Source organism: Bifidobacterium actinocoloniiforme DSM 22766, assembly GCF_001263395.1.
Taxonomy (GTDB): Bacteria; Actinomycetota; Actinomycetes; order Actinomycetales; family Bifidobacteriaceae; genus Bombiscardovia; species Bombiscardovia actinocoloniiformis.
In genome coordinates this window covers 815,325-832,806 of sequence record NZ_CP011786.1, presented here as the reverse complement: position 1 = coordinate 832,806, position 17,482 = coordinate 815,325, and the positions used below count along the sequence as shown (strand labels likewise).

The 17,482-nt window shown below is 64.5% G+C and carries 15 protein-coding genes and 1 pseudogene; 10 read left to right on the top strand and 6 right to left on the bottom strand.

Going from position 1 to position 17,482, the window contains the following annotated elements; all coding sequences use genetic code 11:
* Positions 1 to 116 precede the first annotated feature (116 nt).
* The 5 genes and pseudogenes from AB656_RS03325 (at position 117) to AB656_RS08005 (ending at position 3,557) form a co-directional block, all read left to right on the top strand.
* Complete coding sequence (locus AB656_RS03325) at positions 117 to 1,274, top strand: Mrp/NBP35 family ATP-binding protein (RefSeq protein WP_033503771.1); 1,158 nt, start codon at positions 117 to 119, stop codon at positions 1,272 to 1,274.
* Positions 1,275 to 1,424: 150 nt separating this feature from the next.
* Positions 1,425 to 2,102 carry a hypothetical protein gene (locus AB656_RS03320; RefSeq protein WP_033503772.1) on the top strand — a complete coding sequence of 226 codons (678 nt, stop codon included), beginning with the start codon at positions 1,425 to 1,427 and terminating at the stop codon, positions 2,100 to 2,102.
* 655 nt (positions 2,103 to 2,757) lie between these two features.
* On the top strand, positions 2,758 to 2,997 hold the full coding sequence (locus tag AB656_RS03310) for a hypothetical protein (RefSeq protein WP_144418921.1): 240 nt from the start codon (positions 2,758 to 2,760) through the stop codon (positions 2,995 to 2,997).
* Between the two features lie 10 nt (positions 2,998 to 3,007).
* Positions 3,008 to 3,163: pseudogene (locus tag AB656_RS08180) on the top strand (ATP-binding cassette domain-containing protein); the annotation flags it as partial.
* Positions 3,090 to 3,557 (top strand): ATP-binding cassette domain-containing protein, encoded by a 468-nt coding sequence (locus tag AB656_RS08005; RefSeq protein WP_414630302.1) that lies wholly within the window; start codon positions 3,090 to 3,092, stop codon positions 3,555 to 3,557. The pseudogene AB656_RS08180 and the gene AB656_RS08005, both read left to right, overlap by 74 nt.
* A 79-nt stretch (positions 3,558 to 3,636) precedes the next feature.
* On the opposite strand, the gene AB656_RS03300 is transcribed toward AB656_RS08005, so the two are convergent.
* The 5 genes from AB656_RS03300 to AB656_RS03280 all read right to left on the bottom strand — a co-directional run bounded on the left by AB656_RS03300 (position 3,637) and on the right by AB656_RS03280 (position 9,586).
* Positions 3,637 to 4,944: an MFS transporter gene (locus tag AB656_RS03300; RefSeq protein ID WP_033503775.1), complete on the bottom strand. Its 1,308-nt coding sequence runs from the start codon at positions 4,942 to 4,944 to the stop codon at positions 3,637 to 3,639.
* Positions 4,945 to 5,024: 80 nt separating this feature from the next.
* Entirely contained in the window at positions 5,025 to 6,461 is a 1,437-nt protein-coding gene (glnA, locus tag AB656_RS03295) for a type I glutamate--ammonia ligase (protein ID WP_033503776.1), read from the bottom strand.
* Between the two features lie 136 nt (positions 6,462 to 6,597).
* Positions 6,598 to 7,329, bottom strand: coding sequence for a DUF4191 domain-containing protein (locus AB656_RS03290; RefSeq protein ID WP_033503777.1), 732 nt, complete (start codon positions 7,327 to 7,329; stop codon positions 6,598 to 6,600).
* Between the two features lie 43 nt (positions 7,330 to 7,372).
* A complete protein-coding gene (locus AB656_RS03285; protein WP_052122808.1) occupies positions 7,373 to 8,875 on the bottom strand; it encodes an FAD-dependent oxidoreductase in 1,503 nt (500 codons plus the stop codon).
* 90 nt (positions 8,876 to 8,965) lie between these two features.
* Positions 8,966 to 9,586 (bottom strand): DUF3043 domain-containing protein, encoded by a 621-nt coding sequence (locus AB656_RS03280; RefSeq protein WP_033503778.1) that lies wholly within the window; start codon positions 9,584 to 9,586, stop codon positions 8,966 to 8,968.
* A 76-nt stretch (positions 9,587 to 9,662) separates the two neighbouring features.
* Between AB656_RS03280 and AB656_RS03275 the strand changes: the two genes are divergently transcribed.
* From AB656_RS03275 to AB656_RS03265, 3 genes are all read left to right on the top strand, one after another.
* Positions 9,663 to 11,039, top strand: a complete 1,377-nt coding sequence (locus tag AB656_RS03275; protein WP_033503779.1) for a dipeptidase — start codon at positions 9,663 to 9,665, stop codon at positions 11,037 to 11,039.
* 233 nt (positions 11,040 to 11,272) lie between these two features.
* A complete protein-coding gene (locus AB656_RS03270) occupies positions 11,273 to 11,926 on the top strand; it encodes an ECF transporter S component (RefSeq protein WP_081924861.1) in 654 nt (217 codons plus the stop codon).
* 19 nt (positions 11,927 to 11,945) lie between these two features.
* The gene (locus AB656_RS03265) at positions 11,946 to 14,465 is read left to right on the top strand and encodes an ATP-binding cassette domain-containing protein (protein WP_033503781.1); all 2,520 of its coding nucleotides are present in this window, start codon (positions 11,946 to 11,948) and stop codon (positions 14,463 to 14,465) included.
* Between the two features lie 123 nt (positions 14,466 to 14,588).
* Here the strand turns inward: AB656_RS03265 and AB656_RS03260 are convergent, their stop codons facing one another.
* Complete coding sequence (locus tag AB656_RS03260) at positions 14,589 to 15,209, bottom strand: superoxide dismutase (RefSeq protein ID WP_033503782.1); 621 nt, start codon at positions 15,207 to 15,209, stop codon at positions 14,589 to 14,591.
* A 237-nt stretch (positions 15,210 to 15,446) separates the two neighbouring features.
* Between AB656_RS03260 and AB656_RS03255 the strand changes: the two genes are divergently transcribed.
* Both AB656_RS03255 and pheS read left to right on the top strand, forming a co-directional pair.
* The gene (locus tag AB656_RS03255; protein WP_033503783.1) at positions 15,447 to 16,352 is read left to right on the top strand and encodes a TrmH family RNA methyltransferase; all 906 of its coding nucleotides are present in this window, start codon (positions 15,447 to 15,449) and stop codon (positions 16,350 to 16,352) included.
* 65 nt (positions 16,353 to 16,417) lie between these two features.
* Positions 16,418 to 17,482, top strand: coding sequence for a phenylalanine--tRNA ligase subunit alpha (gene pheS / locus AB656_RS03250; RefSeq protein ID WP_033503784.1), 1,065 nt, complete (start codon positions 16,418 to 16,420; stop codon positions 17,480 to 17,482).

Sequence of the window (17,482 nt, the reverse complement as noted above, 5' to 3'; positions counted from 1 at the left end):
TGGCGCGCTCATGGCGACCGCTATAGGGTGGGTGCCGTGAGCGCTTCGCGCGCTTGGAGCGTCATCCGCTCATCCAGCGCAAGTCGAGCCGACTGCTGGACGCACGAAGGAGGACCATGCTCGTCCAATCAGACCTAGAGGCCTTCGCCCGCCGCATCAAAAGCGATGTCTTCGCTCGTCTCAGCAAGGTCATCGACCCGGAGCTGGGCCGCCCAATCACCGACCTGGGTATGATCACCGACATCCTGGTCGAACCCGCGACCGAGGGCCCCGCTCAGATTGGCGGTCCTGACCTGCCGGTCTTCGACGTCACCATCTATGTGGAGCTGACGATCGAGGGCTGCCCCCTGACCCGGGCCATCGCGGACCGGATCGACGCCGCGGTCTCCTCCTACACCAAAGCCATCCTGCGCCCCCACCAAGAGGTCTCCTCGATGAGCGCGGACAAGCTTCAATCCCTGGTCGACCAGCTCAAGGCCGAGCGACGGTCCAACCCCTTCACCAAAGCGGGCTCCAAGACCCGGATCTTCGCCATCGCATCGGGCAAGGGGGGAGTAGGCAAGTCGTCGGTCTCAGCCAATCTGGCCGCCACATTCGCCGCCTTGGGCTACGACACGGCGGCCATCGACGCGGACATTTACGGATTCTCCCTGCCAGGCCTCTTTGGCGTGCACTCCCAGCCCACCAACCTGAACGGTATGCTGATGCCGGTCACCGCCTGGGGGGTCAAACTCATCTCGATCGGCATGTTCGCCGGGTCCGAGCGGGCCATCCTCTGGAGAGGGCCCCGGCTTCAGCGCTCCCTGGAACAGTTCCTGACCGACGTGTGGTGGGGTGAGCCCGATGTGCTGATCCTGGATCTGGCCCCCGGTACCGGCGACATGGCCATTTCCGTGGCCCAGGCCCTGCCCAACGCCGAGCTGGTGGTGGTTACCACCCCGCAACCGTCCGCCTCCGACGTCGCGGTGCGCTCGGGCCTGGTGGCCTTGCAAGTGCCGATCCGGGTGCGGGGTGTGGTGGAGAACATGGCCTGGTACGAGCACGAGGGGGAGCGTCTGCGCATCTTCGGTCAGGGGGGTGGCCGGCGGGTGGCCGACCGGTTGACTGGCGACCTGGGCTATGAGGTCCCCCTTCTCGCTCAGCTCCCCCTGGAGACCGATTTGCGAGAGGCGGGGGAGTCCGGCCGTCCGGTCGTGCTTGGCGAGGACGGGAAGCTGGCCCCAACTCCTATGGCAACCGCTTTCAAGGCCCTGGCCCACCGATTAATCGCCTGAGGTGGATGCTGCCAGGGTGGGTCGGTTCGGTTCCCCGGGACGAGACATCGACGGGTGCGGCACGGCCATTGGCTTTCAATGATGGACGAGACGCGTTGTGCTGTAAACTGGGCCTGAAACAGTCTGATCAAAGGCGAAAGGGACGGACGAATGAGCGAACGGCACGGGGGGAAGGCTGGGGCTGATGGACATCGGAGGAAGGTCATCATCGTAGCCGTGGCGGCAGTGATCCTGGCGCTGGTGGTCCTGCTTGGAGCTTGGGGGATTTCGGTTTCCCACGCCAACGCCCGGGCACAAGCCGAGCGCGAGGCTTCGGCGTCCGCTTCCGCGTCGGCGTCCAGCTCACGGGCGGCGGCCAAACGCAAAGCCTCCGCGCAAGCCAGCGAATCCGCCGCAGCCAAGGCCAAGGAGTCAGCCGCCCCCGCTGCCACTAGTGGCGGCCCCTCGTCGGCCGGGCAGCCCGACCCGCTCGCCCAGCCTAATCCAGGCGGTGAGTGCGTCCAATACCAAGGTGCATACACGAATTCCCTAGGGCAGACGGCCACGCTGGCCCCCAACTGCTCGGTCAGCGCGCCCGATTTCGCCGGTCATGTCACCTCCGTGCAACTTGGCGCGCCTGGAGCGTCCGGTCAAGTCGCCGGCGCCCTGGAGATTGAGTTGGAGCCTAATCACAACCACGCGATGGCCTACACACTCTTCCCTGCCGGTGTGGGAGCGGGCTATCCCGGTGAGGACGTCAGCCATGCTAGGTTGATCAACCATTCCGGCGGCCCGGTGTCAGCCATGTCCTATCAAGACTTCATACAATCCGCCTATATGCTCCGCTGACCATGGATTCAGCCCTGTCGGCTGCCTTCGGGCGTCCGCCCTGGGCGTGGACCCGGCCCATCTGGAGTCTATTTCGCTCCCAACAAAGTCCCAGATAAGCCCCAGCGGGCTTCCGGCTAATGTCGGGACGATTCCCGGTTCCTCCTCAATAGTGTGAATCCGGTAGGTAAGTCGCGATCCCGAGCGGCGACACGAACGAAGGGACGCAAATTGTACATCTTTGCCAACGCGCTCAAAAACATCTGGCGCAATAAGGGCAGGAACCTGCTCTACGCCCTCATACCCCTGGCCATCATCGTGATCTGACGACGGGAGCGATGATCCGCGGGGCCTCGGGCCGATCTGATAGCAGGCTACCGCAGCCAGTACGGGCCAAGGTGACGCTCTCGCAGGACTTCGACACGATGGGTCCGGGCAAGCAGCAGACAGGAGGGCCGCCCAGCCCCTAGCAAGTGGCGAACTTCGGCAAGTCCAGCCTGCGAGTCTCCGGCATCTACGCCGACGGCACCACGAGCGATCAATCCATGCCATTTAAAGATGCATTCAGCAACCGAAAGAACGAGATACTGACCTCCCAAGGACGCGGCCCTGGGAATCGGGGCGGCGGCCACCCAGCCGGGCGCGCAGTCCATGCTCTCCAGCCAGCAGGCGTCATATGAGGCCGACGAGAAAGCGAAAGTCAAGCAGCCGGGCGAGGGCGGGCACGGTCGTCATGGATGCCCACGCCGAGGGTCCGGTTCAAGTCGATTCAGCCAAGATCAGGACCGGCCTGGACAGCTGGTCCGCCTGGCAGAGCGTGGGCGTTTCGCTGGGCATCGTCCTGATAACCAGTCTGGTGAGCGTGGCGGCCACCACCCGCCTGGAGCCCAGAAGCATTCTTACGGAAGGAAACTAGAGGGAGCAGCATGAGCGTTTTAGCATTGGATAAACTGTCATATCACTATGGCAAGTACAACAACCAGGTGCTTAAAGGCGTGGCCGCCTCCTTTGACGAAGACGAGCTGGTCCCGATCATGGGTCGCTCCGGCGCGGGCAAGACCACACTGCTCTCGCTGGTTTACGGCCTGGACACCGCCGCGCCCTGGACAACATCGTGCTCTCCATGCAGATTTCCGGGGTCAAGAGCGCCGACAAAAGGGCGATGCCCTAGCCCTGTTGGCCAAGCTGGGTATCGACGAGACCACTACCAAACGCAAGGTCCTGCGGATGTCGGGCGGTGAGCAGCAGCGGGTGGAAATCGCCTGGACCCTGGCCCTCTGCCCGGACGTGATCATTGCCGACGAGCCCACGGGGAACCTGGACAAGGAATCCGAACGGACCATCATGGGTATCCCGGCCGGGCTTGCCCACCAACGAAGCAAGTGCGTGCTGGTCGTGACCCACTCCCAGGCGGTGGCCGCCTATGCGGACCCATACTGGCGACAGCATGAGGATAGGCTGGAGCGCAAGCGCTGAACCAGGCCGTGCGGATCTTCCCTATCGCAGGTGAGCATGCAGGCGGTGGGAAGGTGCGGCATAAGCGCTGGAATGGGCTTTACATGGTTGGCGCGCCGTCCTGGACGGGGGGATCGGCAGATACGCGCAGGGCCATGAGCCAGGGCATGGAGAAAATCAGCAGGGCGATCGCGCAGATGGTGAGCAAGGGCAAGGGGGCGTGGAAGCGCAGGATCAATGAGGCGAGGGCGGGACCTACGATGTAACCGACCGCCTGGGCGGTGTTGAGGATGCCGAACAGACGGCCGCTGAAGCGCGGGCCACCCAGCTTGGCCGCCACCACGGGCTGGGAGATGCCTAGCAGGACCTCACCCATGCCGAAGACCGAGACACCCAGGCAGGCGATGAGCAAGGCGGAGGCTGCGGTGTTCCGGCTCAGTCCGAAGTCGACCAGGAGCCAGGCCCCAGCCCAGCACAGTGGGACCGCGCGCAGGAGGGCGACGTGGTTCTTGCTCTTGAGCCGGGGCAGGAGGATTACGTTGAAAATCACCACGGCCGAAGTGTTGACAACATCCACCAAAGCCAGGGACCAAGCCGGTATTTGGGAATCCGAAATGATTGTGGTGACCAGTCCAGCGTCGATCTGGGAGTAGCCGAAAATATTCATGAACAGGGCTGCCATGGTCAGCATCCCCATCGTCAGCAGGAGCTGGGGCAAGGGGCCCGTTCCGGGGGCTGGGGACTTGGACCCGCTGGACGGGACGGATGAGTTGGGCAGCGTCACTTGCTCCGACCGCACCATCCTGCTGGCGGTCAAGGCGCGCAGCTGGTAGCGGTGTTCCAAAATGACCAGCGCCACCACCATGAACGCGAAACCGAGGGCTCGGCCGGCGAAGCTCAGCCTGTAAAGCATGTCCGAGCCGTTGGCGGCTATCAGCCCGCCCAGGGCCGCGCCCAGACCTACACCCAGGTTCATCTCCGCCTGGTTGATGCCGTAGACGATTGAGTGGTCGGCCTCGCTGGAGATGTGGGTCAGAATGCTCGTCCAGGCCGTCGCCTGGCTGACGCCTAGGCCTGAGATGAAGGAGGCGATCAGTGCGAAAGCGAAGGTTTGTGAGAGGCAGAAGGCGATCGAACCGGTGATGGCCAGGGCCATGGTCAGGTACATGGCGGTCCAGGCCGAGCGCTTATCGGACAGCCAGCCGACGATGGGGTTGGCGATTAGGGCGCCGATGGCGCTGCAAGTCACGGTCAGCGGAGCTTGGCTCATGCTCGCACCCAGGGAATGGGTGGCGAACAGCAGTTCGATGGCCCAAACCAGGCCCGAACCGATGCTGCAGACCAGGTCGACGATGAGCATGGAGCGCAGGTAGACCGGCAGACTCATGAATTCCCTCAGCCAGCGCATGCGCGTCATCCTCCCTTACTTTCGAGACTACAAGAAACCCCCGATCGCCGGACTGGGGGTTGACTTACCGCGAATCTGTTTTAAATGTGGAAATAGAGCTCATACTCCAGTGGGGTGGGGGCCAGACGCGACCGGTCGATCTCGCCGCGCTTCAAATCCAACCATGTCTCAATCAGGTCCTCGGTGAACACGTCACCCTCGGTCAGGAAGTCGTGGTCCTCCTCCAAGGCGTCCAGGGCTTCGTCCAAGGAAGCAGGCACCTGCTTGATTCGGTCGTGCTCCTCTGGAGGCAGTTCATACAGGTCCTTGTCAATCGGCTCCGGAGGCTCGGTATGGTTCAGGATGCCGTCGATACCAGCCATCAGCTGGGCGGAGAAGGCCAGGTAGGGGTTGCATGAGGGGTCGGGGGCGCGGAATTCAATGCGCTTGGCCGCTGGCGAGGTGCCGGCCAGTGGGATCCTGATGGCCGCCGAACGGTTCCGGGCGGAATAGACGAGGTTGACCGGGGCCTCGTAGCCTGGCACCAGGCGCTTGTAAGAGTTCAAGGTGGGGTTCGTGAAGGCCAGCACCGAGGAGGAGTGGGCGATAAGCCCTCCCACGTACCAACGGGCGATGTCGGACAGGCCGCCGTAGCCCTTCTCGTCGTAGAAGAGGGGGGAGCCGGAACGCCAGAGGGACTGGTGGCAGTGCATGCCGGTGCCATTGTCACCGGCTATCGGCTTGGGCATGAAAGTGGCGGCTTTGCCGTTCATGGCCGCCGTCTCGTGAACCACGTATTTGTACTTCATCAGGTCGTCGGCCGCGCGGGTCAGCGTGTTGTATCGGTAGTTGATCTCCTGCTGGCCGGCGCCGCCCACCTCGTGGTGGGAACGCTCCAGGATCAGCCCCACTTGCTGGAGGTTGGCGACCATGTCGTCTCGCAGGTCCTGGTAGTGGTCGGTGGGTGGCAGGGGGAAGTAGCCACCCTTGACCTTGTTCTTGAAGCCGATGTTGGCCGAGCCGTCAGCCTCGGTGTCCAGACCGGAGTTCCAGGGGGCCTCGATGGAGTCCACCTCGTAGAAGGAGCGGCGCATGGAGTTCTCGTAGCGCACCTTGTCGAAAAGGAAGAACTCGGCTTCGGGGGCGAAGGAGGCGGTGTCCGCTATGCCGGTGGACCTGAGGTAGGCCTCCGCCTTGGAGGCGGTCTGCCTGGGGTCGCGCGAGTATGGCTCATCGGTGACCGGATCGACGATCGAAAAGACCACGTTCATGGTCTTGTGCTTGCGAAAGGGGTCGATGTACGCGGTCTCAGGGTCGGGCACCAGCTTCATGTCCGATTCGTTGATGGCCTGGAAGCCCGCGATCGAAGAGCCATCGAAAGCCATGCCATCGGTGAAGGCGTTGTCGATGAACTCGCTGGCCGGCACCGTGATGTGCTGGAGCACGCCTATCAAATCAGTGAAGCAGATTGAAACGTACTCCACGCCCTCCTGATCGATGAGCGCCTGACAATCTTCCTTCGTCTTCAGCTCGGTCATCTGACCGCTCCTTTCGTAGCGAAACGCAATAGCCAACAGTCTAGGAGCGCGGTCCACGCGCACACGCGAACAGGAGGTTACGGGGATGTTTCCAGGCACGCGGCCCTGACGCTGGCCAAGATGGGGAGGGCCGGCTTTACTTACCGCGCAGGGCCCTGCGCGAGACGTGGACCTTGGTCGGGTCCATCCCCTTGGGCATGTTCAGCGAGGATTGGCGCAACTGCAAGGTGTTCAGTCGGGCTTTGAGCTGGTTGAGCTCCTCCGCGGTCAGCTTGGCCTTTTTGCGCAGGATGGCCTTCTGCAATTTCTCCAGGGGCACTTGCTTGTCGCCGTGGCCGACGGATACCTTGTAAATCGGGATGGCCGAGCCTTGGGTGATCCGCTTGACCTTGTCCTCTTCACGGCCCATGGCCCTCATGACCCGGCCGTAGTCGCCCTCGCCCACCAGGTAGACGCCGGTGCGGCCGCAGCCCCGCCAAATCGCGTCCTTGGTCTTGGGGTCGATCCAAATGGGGTCCTGGGAGAAGGAGAAACCGGCCTTGGAGATGTTGGCCAGGATGGCTCCGGCAGCGCCGGGACGCCCATCCATTTGCCGGTACCCTACGCGGTCCGAGCGGCGGGTCAGCGTGATTGTGGCCAGCAGAACGCCCAGCATGACGCCCAGGAGCATGGTCAAGGTCCACGAGAGCCAGCCAACCTTGAAAATCAGACAGCCGACGAGGGCGACCAGCACGGGTAGGAGGAAAGCGGCGGCTAAATACCAGGGCAGCGCTTTATCGTCGTTGTAGGTGAAAGCGAAAATCTGCCGAATCTGGGCAACCGTGCCGGTCTTCTTTTTTTTGTCCTTCTTCTTCGTGTCTCGCGCCATGCCATCCTCGTCATATCGTCAGGGTTTCATTCAGGAGACTAGTCTACCGCATGTGCAGGGGCCGTCCATCGGCCTTGAGCATGGCTTCGCCCAGAGTCTCGCTGAAGGTGGGGTGGGGGTGGACCAGCCGGGCGGCCTGGCTGACAGGCGTCCGGGCGCCCACCAGCTGCTCGGCCTCGGCGATCAGCTCCGTGGCTATGGGGGAGACCATATGGACCCCGACGACGACCGGCTCGGCCTGAATCCCCTGGTCGGCGGCGTCCATGGGTCGGGCGGTGATCAGGGAGAGCGCGCCGGCTTGGCCGCTCATATGCATCCGAGCGTTGGCCAGCATAGGGTAGGGGGTCTCCCTTACGTCCGTGAAACGACCGCTGTCCTTCGCCTGTTGACGGGTGTAGCCCACGCAGGCGGCCTGGGGGTGGGAGAAGACCACCTGAGGAATTGTGGCCTCGTCCACCGGTTCAGGGTCCAGCCCTGCGATGGCTTCGGCGATGACGATGCCCTGCTCGAAGGCCCGGTGGGCGAAGTGCAGGCCGGGGGTGATGTCCCCCAAGGCCCAGACGCCGGGAACCGTGGTGCGTCCCCAGGGATCTGTGGCGACCAAGCCGCGCTCGGTCAGTTCGATGCCCTGTTCGGCGAACCAGGGGGCGTCCGTGTTCGGGCTGCGCCCTATGGCCAGGAGGGCCTTGTCGGCCTTGATGATCTCCGACTCGCCCTGCCCGGCAGCGGCGTCCGAAGGCTTGGAGCTGATGGCTAAGCCGCCTTGGGGATCCGGGTTGATGGAGGCGCATTGGGAGCCTGTGACGACCCGGATGCCCTGGCGTTTGAGTTCTCGGGTCAGCGTGGAGCCGATGCGGCGCTCCCAGCCTGACAGGACCCGGTCCCGGCGAATAATCAGGGTCGTCTGGGCGCCTGCGGCCTGCCATATGGAGGCGAATTCCACGGCCACGGCGCCGGCACCGATGATGACTGGGCGTTCAGGGAAACGCTCCAGGGCCAGAGCCCGGTCCGAATCCAAAACGTCGCCGGAGAAGGGGATTCCAGCCAGGGGGGTGGGACGCGAGCCGGTGGCGATGACGACGTTTCGCGCGCTCAAGCGACGTTTGGGCCCGTCCTGGCAGCTGACCTCGACCGCGTCGGGGGCGATCAGGGCGCCTGAACCATGGATGACGCTCACGCCTCGTTGGTTCAGGAGCTGGCTCAGCCCACCGGTCATGGCATCCACGCTGCCTTGTTTGAAGGCGTTGAGCTGGGGGTAGTCGATGCCCCGATACTCCACATGGACGCCTATCTGTCTGGCGTGCGCAGCTTCGGCGATGGCATCGGTGGCGGTGACCAGGGCCTTGGTGGGGATGCACCCTCGGTTCAGGCAGGTGCCGCCGACCACCGGGTCCCGCTCGACCAAGGCCACGCTTGCGCCCAACTGGGCTGACCGCAGGGCTGTGGCATAGCCGCCGGGCCCGGACCCTAGGATGACCAGGTCGAAGGCGTCCTCGCCGTCCTGATCGCCAGTGGCTGACTGCTTGTGCTCCGCTTGTGCGTCCATGCGTTCATCATAGGCCGTCCTCCACGGACTGGTCCAGGGTTGCGCTCCGGGCTTGCGACGGGGCTTGAGGCCAGGGCCAGCGGGTTGGGGTCACTCAGGCCAGTGGCCGCGCGTGGGGTAGCGGGGCTTGGGGACCCGCCAGCGTCGGAACTGCCAGGCGCGCATGCAAGCGTAGGAGGCGGAGCGAGAGCCTTTGGCCACGGCGCGCTCGCCGAACTTGTCAATCAGCCGCCTCTTGAGCTTGCGCCACATGACGAACAAATCGAGGATGACTGCGATGATGTAGGCGTACATGACGATCATGGAGGCTGTGTAGAGCTGAGGCCAGGCCATCAGCGCGACCATCGTGATTATGAAGAAGAAGATGATGGCAGGCATCATGAACTCGGCGACGCCGAAGCGGGCGTCCACATAGTCGCGGATGTAGATGCGCCAGGGCAGGCGCTCGGCCTTGGGCATGTGGGCGACATCGCCGGTGCGCATGGCCTCGTATTCGGCGTCCTCCCTGGCCCGCAGCCGCGCTTTTTCGGCTTTTCGGCTGGCCTTGCGGTCTTTGGGGACCAAGGGGCGCAAGTTGCGCTGTTCGGCCTGCCGACGCTTAGGAGTGGGCTTGCCTTTGCCTTCGGTCTGATTCGCGCCGTCCTGGTCTGAGGGGCTTGACTCTTCTGTGGAATCGTCGGAATCACGGCCCTTGAATAGCTTCCATGTCATGCGAACAGGTTACGGTGAAGTCTAGACGCGGGTGGGCGCCAGGGGCTTGCCCGGCACTTATTTGCAGGAGGCGGTCATGGCAACCCTAAGCGCGCAGGATCTCCGGGATCGGGTCGAGGTTGATTGGACCAGGATTGTGGAGCTGCTCAGCCAAAAAGTGGCCCTGCGCTCGGTCTCGGCCGAGGGCATCACCGGCGAGCACATGAAGCGATCGGCCCAGTTCGTTGCCCAGGAGCTCAGCCAGCTGGGCGTGGATGCCCACGTGGTGCAGGCCAGCAACGCCGACGGCACCCCTGGCGCCTTCGAAGTGGTCGGTTCCAAGATGGTGGACCCGGAAGCCCCCACCGTCCTGCTCTACGCCCACCACGATGTGCAGCCGGCCCCTGACAACGGCCAGTGGCTGACCGACCCCTTCACCGCCAGCGAGCGGGGCGACCGGCTCTACGGACGGGGCGCGGCTGACGACGGCGGCGGCATCGCCATCCACTCCGGCGCTCTCAAAGCTTTGGGCGAGGATTTGAAAGTCAACATCAAGGTCTTCATCGAAGGCGAGGAAGAGATGGGCTCGCCCTCCTTCATCCCCTTCATCGAAGCCCACCGCGGCGAATTCGAGTCCGATGTGATCATCGTGGCCGATTCCGGCAACTGGGCCCCCGACCTGCCCAGTCTGACCACCTCCCTGCGCGGAAACCTGGACTTGGACGTCTCGCTCAAGGTTTTGGAGCACCCGGTCCACTCCGGTCAGTTCGGCGGGCCTGTCCTGGACGCCAATACGCTGGCGGCCATGCTGATCGCCTCCATGTACGACGAGCAGGGCGACCTGGCGGTGCCGGGAGTCAAGGCCGACCAACCAATCGGCGGATTGCAGCGCGACATGGACGAGTCCCAGGTGCGCGCCGACGCCGGCATTGTGGACTCCTACCAGCTGGCTGGCACCGGTTCCCTGGCCTCCCGCCTGTGGACCAAGCCCTCGGCCTCGGTCATCGGATTCGACGCCCATCCGGTTGATGGCTCCTTCAATGTGATCGCGGACACGGCCCGCTTCCGCATCTCCTTGCGTACTGCCCCCACCCAGGAGCCGGCCGAGGCCGCGCAGGCTTTGACTGACTTCCTGGTTTCCCACGCCCCCTTCGGCGCCCAGGTGAGCGTCGAGCAAGTCGACGCGGGCATGGGCTGGGCCATGGACGCCGATTCGGCCGCGGTCAAGATTGCCGAGGAGGCTATGGAGGAGGCATTCGGCGTTCCCCCGGTCAACAAGGGCGAGGGCGGCTCCATCCCCTTCATCCCTGAGCTCAAGCGCATCTTCCCGGCCGCCGATGTCCTGGTCACTGGACCGGAGGACCCACAGGCCAACGCCCATAGCCCGAACGAGTCCATCAGCCTTAGCGAGCTGAAGAAGAACATCGTCACCGAGGCCTTGATCCTGGATAAATTGGCCCAAACCGAAGCCTGAACGCACGACCTGCGCACAGCCCCCGTTTGACAAGCCCGCGCCCTAGTATGGGAGCTGACACGGGGGCTGCGTGCTACCGGACCTGCGGGTGCGGCGGCGTGCGGCTGAGATGAGGCCCAGCCTCAACCGGACGAACGTATACCGGGTAATGCCGGCGCACGGATGTCACTTTCCCGTGCCTTATTAGCATGCGCGCCGCGAACGGCGGAGCGATACGACGAAAGGCACATATCATGGCGCAAGCGTATTCAAACGGGGGAGAGCCCCCGACTTCCTCAACCCCAAGTCGTACGGGTCGTTTCCGCTGGCGGGTGGCCGATATAGCGGTGGCCTCGGTCATCGGCGTGGCTTCGGCCTTGATTTACTGGCTGGTGGCCATGCTTGTGGCGGCCCCCACCCCGATCCTGGAGGGGATCGTTCCTGGCCTGGCTGGGGTGTTCAACGGCCTTTGGCTCTTCGCTGGACCCCTGGCCTTGGTCATCGTCCGCAAGCCCGGCGCCGGCGTGTACGCGGAGGTCGTCGCGGCCGTGCTGGAAGCCTTGCTGGGCAGCCAATGGGTGCCGGTTGAAACCTTCCTTATCGGCCTGCTGCAAGGGATCATGGCCGAGCTGGCCTTCCTTTTCTTCGCCTACCGGGTCTGGAACCTGGCCACCACCCTGCTCTCCGGCGCCCTTTCGGCTGTCGGCTGCTGGCTGTACGTCTTCCTGACCAACCTGCAGGCCATCTCACTCACCGGGCCCTACGGCCTGGTCTGCTTCCTGACGACGCTCGCTTCGGGCCTGCTCTTCGCGGGATTCCTGGTTTGGCGCCTTTACCTGGCGATCGCCCATACCGGCGCTTTGGACCGGTTCGAGTCCGGCCGCCTGGCGCGCTCGGACCGTCGGTGACCCGGCAGGAGGCGGAGCCATGAGCGCCAAACTCGCCCCCCTGGGCCAGCCAGCATCCTTGGAATTCCGGGGATGGGGGTATAAGCATGCCTCGCGCTCCTACTTCTCCGTCCAGGATTTTAATCTCAAGATCCCGGCCGGCCAGCGGGTCCTTCTCCTGGGAGCCTCCGGCATCGGTAAGTCCACCCTCCTCCAGGGCGCCGCTGGGCTCTTGGGGGCGGGCGGCGATGCCGGGAAGGGCGAAGGGGTCGCGGTGGAGGACAGCGACGGCGGGCTGCGGCAGGGTCGGATCCTGATCGATGGCCTGCCCGCTGACCAGGGCCGGGGCCGAGTGGGTTTGGTCCTGCAGGACCCAGATGCCCAGGCCGTCTTCCAGAGGGTCGGCGATAATGTGGCGTTCGGTCCCGAGAACATGAACCTGCCCCGGGAGCGCATATGGTCGCGTGTGCAAAACAGCATGGCGGCCGTAGGCCTGGAGGACCTCCAGCTCCACCGGTCGGTCACCCACTTGAGTGGCGGGCAGATGCAGCGGCTGGCCCTGGCGGGCGCCTTGGCCATGGAACCGGGCGTGCTGCTCTTGGATGAGCCGACCGCCAACTTGGATCCAGCGGGCGTCGGCCAGGTCGTGGGCGCGGTCCGCCAGGTCCTGGAGCGCCGAGGATCGACCTTGCTCCTGGTTGAGCATCGCGCCGAGCCTTGGATCGACATGATCGACCGTGTGGTGGTGTTGGGCCTGGACGGGGGAGAAGACGCCAGAGGCTTCAGGCGCACGCTCGTGGTGGCCGACGGTTCGCCATGCCAGGTATTCGGCCGCGCTGATTTGGATTTTGCCGGACTCGGCGTCTGGGTGCCTGAACGCTATGCCCGGCCCCAGGATGCGGTCAAGCCCATTCACCTGGCGGGGGAGCCTTCATACCCAGCTGATCAGGGTGCCGGTCCGCCGCTCCTGTCAGCCAAAGGCCTATTCATAGGCCGCAAGGGCGCCGCGATAGCCCAGGGCATCAATCTGGATTTCAGGGCGGGCCAAATCACCGCCCTGGTAGGCGGCAACGGGGCTGGCAAGTCGACGCTGGCCATGACCCTGGCTGGGTTGCTGGAACCGGTGGCCGGACAGGTGGAGGCATCAGCCCTTCTACGAGGAGAAGACGGGCCCCAGAGCCCTGATCCCGGCTCTTGGCGGTCCAGCGACCTGGCCAGCCGCATCTCCTACGTTTTCCAGAACCCTGAGCACCAATTCGCCCGGGGCTCGGTCCTGGAGGAAGTCATGCTTTCTCCGCTGCGTTCCGGGTTGGATCGAGGGCATGCCGAGAAAACGGCCCATGCCTTGCTCAAGCGATTCCGCCTGAGCCAGTACGCCCACGCCAACCCCTACACGCTCTCGGGCGGTGAGAAACGACGGCTGACCGTGGCCTCGGCCCTGGCGGCCGCCCCCCGCGTCCTGATCCTGGATGAGCCCACCTTCGGTCAGGATCGGGCCACCTGGGCGAGCATGGCCGAGCTGATCGCCGCCCTGAGGTCCCAAGGGGTTTCGATCATCGTGGTGACTCACGACCGTGAGCTCGTCCAGGCCCTGGGCGCCCGGGTGATTGAGCTGCGCCCGCGCGGGGATTCCGCCGTGTGGACGACCCGCAACCTGGACCGATTCCCAGGAGGGGGCGACGCTCAGGAGCCGTTCGGCGGCCCTTCGAACGCCTCAAGCGCTCCAGGCGCAGAGCCAGGCGGGGTGGTCGTGCCGGTGGAGGCGATGGGCGAGCGGATCGAGGATCCGCGCCCGGCCTCCCGGTCGGCCGCCATCGCCTCGCTCAACCCCTCCATCCGTCTGATCGGCGCCTTCCTGCTGGCCCTGCCGCTCCTTTTCAGCCTGGACTGGGTTTCGGCCCTGACCGCGCTGGTGATGGAGGCGGTCCTGCTGACGGCTGCAGGCTTCACGCCTTGGAGGATCGTGCGTTCCACGTGGCCCCTCTTCGTGGGGGCTCCTGGATCGGCCATCGCCGTTCTCCTGTATGGCAAGTCCGGCGGGGCGCAGCTCTGGCAGTGGGGGCTCATGCGCGTCACCGAGCGCTCGGCCCAACTGGCGGGCGCCACGGCCTTGCGTATCCTGGCCATCGGCATCCCGGCCATCATTGTGATGCTGGGGGTGGATGCCACAGACCTGGCCGACTCCTTCAGCCAAGTCCTGCGCCTGCCCGACCGTTTCGTCTACGGCGGGCTGGCCGGTCTGCGCCTCTTCTCGGTCCTGCAGGACGACTGGGCGGCCCTGACGGCCTCCCGACGCTCACGTGGGCTGGGAGACGAGAACAAGGTCAAAGCCTTCCTGCCCCAGGCGTTCGCTCTGCTGGTCCTGTCGATCCGCCGGTCCACGACCCTGGCCGAGGCGATGGAGGCGCGCGGTTTCGGTGGCCCAGGCCCGCGCTCCCATGCCAGGGTCAGCCGGGTCCACCCGCGCGACTGGGCCTTCCTGGCCATCTGCCTGGCCATACCGGCGGTCAGCCTGGCCTTGGCCTGGTTCTGTGGCAGTTTCGCTTTCTTCGGCGGCTGATCCCAGGTAGGCGAAAGCCCGCCGCCCAGGCCTTGCGGCCTAGGCGGCGGGCTTTCGCCAAAGTTACGACAATGACATGGTCGGCAGTCCAGCGTGTCCTTGCCAGTTGAGCTTGAACAGAGCCTATTTGACCAGGGTGGTGTTCAGGGCGCGCACCTCGTCGAAGCGGTTGGAAGCGTCCTGCCAGTTGACGATGTGCCACCAGGCTTTGACGTAGTCGGCCCGCACGTTCTGGTAATCCAGGTAGTAGGCGTGCTCCCACAGGTCGAGCATGACCAGCGGGTAGATGGTGACCGGCAGGTTGCCCTGGTGGTCGTACATCTGCAGAGTGACCAAGCGCTCGCCCAACGCGTCCCAAGCCAGCACAGCCCAGCCTGAGCCTTGGATGCCTGCGCACATGGACTCGAAGTAGGTCTGGAATCCTTGGAAGCCGCCGAACTGCTCCTCGATCGCGGCCTTGAGCTCGCCAGTAGGCTCTTGATCGTTGGCTGGAGCCATGTTCTTCCAGAAGATGGTGTGGTTCTTATGCCCGGCCAGGTTGAAGGCCAGGTTCTTCTCCAGCAGGTTGGACTGGGCCACGTCGCCGGATTCGGCGGCGTCGTGGATCTGCTCCAGGGCTTGATTCGCGCCATTAACATAGGCTTGGTGATGCTTGTCGTGATGGAGCTCCATGATCTTGCCGGAGATGTAGGGCTCAAGGGCCGAATAATCATATGGCAGATCAGGCAGTGTATAAACAGGCATGAACGCCTCCTTTATTCTTGAGATGTCGCCGTATGAGCGCCTTCGCTCGACGCGCATAGGACAGAGCATGTCTGTATCACGCAAGTCGATTTGGCTTGTCCCTATAGCCTATCAGCAAAGGCGGGTCCTGCCAAGACCGCAGAGCCTGCTTCTTCCGTGATGTATGCCACATGCGCTGCATGCGGCAGCGCTGTGGCATGGCGCGGCTTTGGCCTGGACGGTCGCTAGAGTGGGCCTATGCCCGAAAACCGCGAAGTCATCGATAATCCACGCTCCGATAGGGTCCGTCGCGTAAACGATTTGGCCGACCGCCGCCAACGCCAGCGCCACGGGCGTTTTCTGATCGAAGGGCCCCAGTGCGCACGCGAGGCCGTGGCTTGCCGCCCCGACGCCCTCATGGACCTCTACATAGAGGTAGGCCCCGGCGATGGGCTGCAGCCGGTCAGTCCCGCGGTGGCCGCGATTCGCGACCAGGCGCGTTCCCAGGCCCCGGGCGTGTACGTGCATTATGTGACAAGCAGGGTCATGCAGGCCATATCCAAGAACGCCCAAGGCATCGTGGGCGTAGGGTCCCTGGAGGCCATGCGGGATGACCTGGACGCGCTCGCCGCCGATTGGGGGGAGGGCGCAGAAGCGGCCGCCGATGACAATGAAACCTTGATCGCAGCGCTTTGGCAGGTGCGCGACCCTGGTAACGCCGGTGCCGTCATCCGCGCCGCCGACGCCGCCGGCTGCCAGGCCGCGCTCCTGGTGGATGAGTGCGTGGACCCCTTCAATCCCAAGGTGCTGAGGGCCACGGCCGGGTCCATCTTTCACATCCCCGTGCTGCCTGTCAGCACTGACGAGTTCTTCGTTCGCTGCCGTGGCTGGGAGTTGCCTGTGCTCGCCGCGGACATTTATGGCGCGCACGGCCGTCAGCCCCAAGCCTTGCCTGACTTCCTGGCGCGGTCCCCCTCCGGCGCCGCCGGCCGGGCCGTCCTCTTCGGCAATGAGGCCAGGGGGTTGCCCGAGGAGGTGCTGGCCCGCGTCGACGCGATTGTCTCGATTCCGATTTACGGGCGCGCCGAATCCTTGAACCTGGCGACTTCGGCCGCGGTCATGCTTTACGCCCTGGCTATGTCGAGTCGTCTTGAAAGAATGTGACCACAGTGAAAAGACTGGAATGACGGCAGTTTTCGTGGGGTTTTCCCTGCGGGGAAGGGCTCAAGTTGGCAGATGCGCAATTCGATCCGGCCGCGGTGACCGATGAAGTGGCCGAAGGCATCCAGGAGGTCCGCGAAGCTTCCGATTTGGAGGAGCTCAAGGCCCTCAAAGTCAAGTACGCGGGGCCAGGATCAGCTATGGCGCAGGCCAGCCGGGCGATAGGCTCCCTTCCTGGCGATCAGAAGAAGACGGCCGGTCAGCTGATGGGCACGCTCAAGGCCGACTTCGGCCGCGCCTACGGTCTGCAGGAGCAGCGGCTCCAGGCCCAGGCTGAGCACAGGAAGTTGCAGGCCGAGCGGGTGGATATGACCCTGCCGGTGGACCGCCGGCCGCTGGGCGCGCGCCACCCCTTGTCCAAGCTGATGGAGGACGTGGAGGACTTCTTCGTCTCCATGGGCTGGCAGATCTCCTCCGGGCCCGAGGTGGAAAGCGAGTGGTACAACTTCGACGCCCTGAACCTGGGCCCTGATCACCCGGCCAGGCAGATGCAGGACACCTTCTACGTCAAGGGCAATCAGGCCAAGGACGCCGCAGGGTTCGTGGGCTCCAACCTGGTCTTGCGCACGCAAACGTCCAGCGATCAGGTGCGCGGGTTGATTGAGCGCGGTGTGCCGCTCTACATCGCCAGCCCGGGCCGCGTCTTCCGGACCGACGAGTTGGACGCCACTCACACCCCGGTCTTCCACCAGTGCGAGGCCCTGGCCGTGGACGAGGGCCTGACGATGGCGGACTTGAAGGGCGTGCTCGACAAGCTGGCCGTGGCCATGTTCGGCGAGGGCGCCAAGACCCGCCTGCGCCCCTCCTACTTCCCCTTCACCGAGCCTTCGGCCGAGATGGATCTGTGGTTCCCCGACAAGAAGGGTGGCCCAGGCTGGATTGAGTGGGGCGGTTGCGGCATGGTCAACCCGAACGTGCTGCGCTCGGCCGGCATCGACCCTGAGCGGTACTCGGGCTTCGCTTTTGGCGTGGGTATGGAGCGCACCCTGCTCCTGCGTCACGACATCAACGATATGCACGACCTCGTTGAGGGCGATGCGCGCTTCAGCGACCAATTCGTGATGGGGGAGTGA

Coding starts and splice junctions, on each gene's coding strand:
- AB656_RS03320 (WP_033503772.1), top strand. CDS start 1,425: ATGAGCGAACGGCACGGGGGGAAGGCTGGGGCTGATGGACATCGGAGG.
- AB656_RS03270 (WP_081924861.1), top strand. CDS start 11,273: ATGGCGCAAGCGTATTCAAACGGGGGAGAGCCCCCGACTTCCTCAACC.
- AB656_RS03290 (WP_033503777.1), bottom strand. CDS start 7,329: ATGGCGCGAGACACGAAGAAGAAGGACAAAAAAAAGAAGACCGGCACG.
- AB656_RS03280 (WP_033503778.1), bottom strand. CDS start 9,586: ATGACATGGAAGCTATTCAAGGGCCGTGATTCCGACGATTCCACAGAA.
- AB656_RS03255 (WP_033503783.1), top strand. CDS start 15,447: ATGCCCGAAAACCGCGAAGTCATCGATAATCCACGCTCCGATAGGGTC.
- glnA (WP_033503776.1), bottom strand. CDS start 6,461: ATGACCGAGCTGAAGACGAAGGAAGATTGTCAGGCGCTCATCGATCAG.
- AB656_RS03265 (WP_033503781.1), top strand. CDS start 11,946: ATGAGCGCCAAACTCGCCCCCCTGGGCCAGCCAGCATCCTTGGAATTC.
- AB656_RS03300 (WP_033503775.1), bottom strand. CDS start 4,944: ATGCGCTGGCTGAGGGAATTCATGAGTCTGCCGGTCTACCTGCGCTCC.
- AB656_RS03325 (WP_033503771.1), top strand. CDS start 117: ATGCTCGTCCAATCAGACCTAGAGGCCTTCGCCCGCCGCATCAAAAGC.
- AB656_RS03260 (WP_033503782.1), bottom strand. CDS start 15,209: ATGCCTGTTTATACACTGCCTGATCTGCCATATGATTATTCGGCCCTT.
- AB656_RS03285 (WP_052122808.1), bottom strand. CDS start 8,875: ATGGACGCACAAGCGGAGCACAAGCAGTCAGCCACTGGCGATCAGGAC.
- AB656_RS03275 (WP_033503779.1), top strand. CDS start 9,663: ATGGCAACCCTAAGCGCGCAGGATCTCCGGGATCGGGTCGAGGTTGAT.
- AB656_RS03310 (WP_144418921.1), top strand. CDS start 2,758: ATGAGGCCGACGAGAAAGCGAAAGTCAAGCAGCCGGGCGAGGGCGGGC.